The following is a 1,762-nucleotide window of genomic DNA, read 5'->3' on the forward strand; positions in this document are numbered from 1 at the left end:
CGTTGACGGCGGTGAGCCCCTCGGCGGCGGGCTCGTCGCCTGTGAAGCGCTCGACGGCCGCCGGCGCTTTCACCAGCAGGTTCGATGACGGCTCGGCAAGCACTGCGAACCCGTCGACGTCGCGCAGCTCGAAATCGAGCTCCTCTAGCAGGGCGCTCGCCACGTCGCCGCCGAGGGAGGCGGCCCATGCATCAGCATACGCCTCGAAAGCGGTCGGGACGACGCACGCCGTCACGCCTTCCGCGTCGAAGGCGCCGGCCGCCGCGGCCGGGGGCTTCGCGCCCTGGAACAGCACGCGCTCGAGCGCCGGGGCGCCCGCGAGGCTTCCCGCCTCGAGCACGCGCACGGTCGAGGGCATGACGAGCGCTTCCAAGTGGGGGCAGTCGCTCACCGCGCCGGATTCGACCACGTTCACGCCCGCGGGCACCACGAAGGTTCCCGCCGCCTCCTCGAGCACCTGCTCGAGCACCACCGAGCCGTCCTCGCCCTCGCGTAGGAGCGCGCCGTCGCGCACGTAGACGTCGGGCGCATCGCCCGAGGCCGTGATGAGCGAGTTGCCCTGGAAGTCCGACCCCCAGGCCTTGAGGTAGTTCACGTAGTGCTCGTCGGGCACGACGATGACGGCGCCGTCGAGCGCGCCCAGGTCGAGCTCGGGCGGTTGCTCGGAGTTCAGGCGCAGCTCGGCGATGTTGTTCTGCTGGGGAAGCGCGACGGACGGCGTCCCCGCCGGCACGTCCACCACCGCCTTCTCCGTGGGGATGCCGATGAGCGCCCCTTCCCAGGCATCGAACAGCATGCCGTCGCGCGAGAAGTAGGCCCGGTTGCGCTCGTCCACGCGGTAGGCGGTGCGCACGGACGTGCCGTAGCTGCTGTAGAGGTCGAGCTTCTGTACCGATTCGGGTACGATCACCTCGTCGAACTCGAGGGGTTCGTCGAAGTTGTAGATCGACACCGCGTCGATACCTTGGGGGATGTCGAGCACCGTCGCGTCCTCGGGCGCGCCCACAAGATCCTGCGACCCCCAGGAGTACTGCACCTCGTAGCCTGCCGGCACCGGCCTGAACGGCAGGGGCCGCACGATGGAGAGGCCCTTGGCGGCGGGCTCGTATTGGCTGATCACCGGCGAGCCGTCCGCCGCGTCGGCCCACCCTTCGAAGTACTCCTCGAGCGGGACGGCGTCGAACAGCGAGCCGAGAATCACCTCCTCGGGGAACAGGGCGTCGCGATGGCCGTTCAGGTCGACCGCCTCGTCTTCCTCCGGGTAGTACGTGGCCAGGTACGATCCTGCCTCCCACCCCTGCACGTAGAGCTTGTAGGGGTACACCGTGAACTCGACCGTCTGCACGATCCAAGGACTCTCGGCGTTCAACCGCACCCGGAACTCCACTTCGAGCGTCTCCTCCTCGCCGAGCACGCGGGGATAGGAGCCCACCTGGAAGTTCTCGCCGAACTCGGTCAGGCGGTACTGCACGCCGTCCACCGTCAGGTAGCAGCAGGTGGAGCAGAGCAGCTTCCAATCGGTGAGCAACTCGCCGCTGTACAGGCGCTCGACGCCGTACGCGTCGGTGATATCCATGCCGGCAATCACCTCGAACACGGGGGCGGGAGCCTCCTGCCCAGGGCTCGGCGCAGGAACGCCCTCCTCGGGGAACGCCGGCAACTGATCGCCTGTCACGCCTTCCACCAGGCCTTCCGGCAGCTTGCTCGGGCCGGGATCGGGGTCGACCGCCGGGATATCGGGGCCGGGGCCGTCGGGGCCGTC

1 protein-coding gene is annotated in these 1,762 nt (G+C 69.1%); it reads right to left on the bottom strand.

Translation table 11 applies throughout. The annotated features are described in order from the left end of the window. Positions 1 to 1,762: hypothetical protein (locus GPA_RS18845; RefSeq protein ID WP_041239028.1), on the bottom strand; the 1,762-nt coding region annotated here is incomplete at both ends.

The sequence above is a fragment of the Gordonibacter pamelaeae 7-10-1-b genome (assembly GCF_000210055.1).
In the GTDB taxonomy this organism is placed as follows: domain Bacteria; phylum Actinomycetota; class Coriobacteriia; order Coriobacteriales; family Eggerthellaceae; genus Gordonibacter; species Gordonibacter pamelaeae.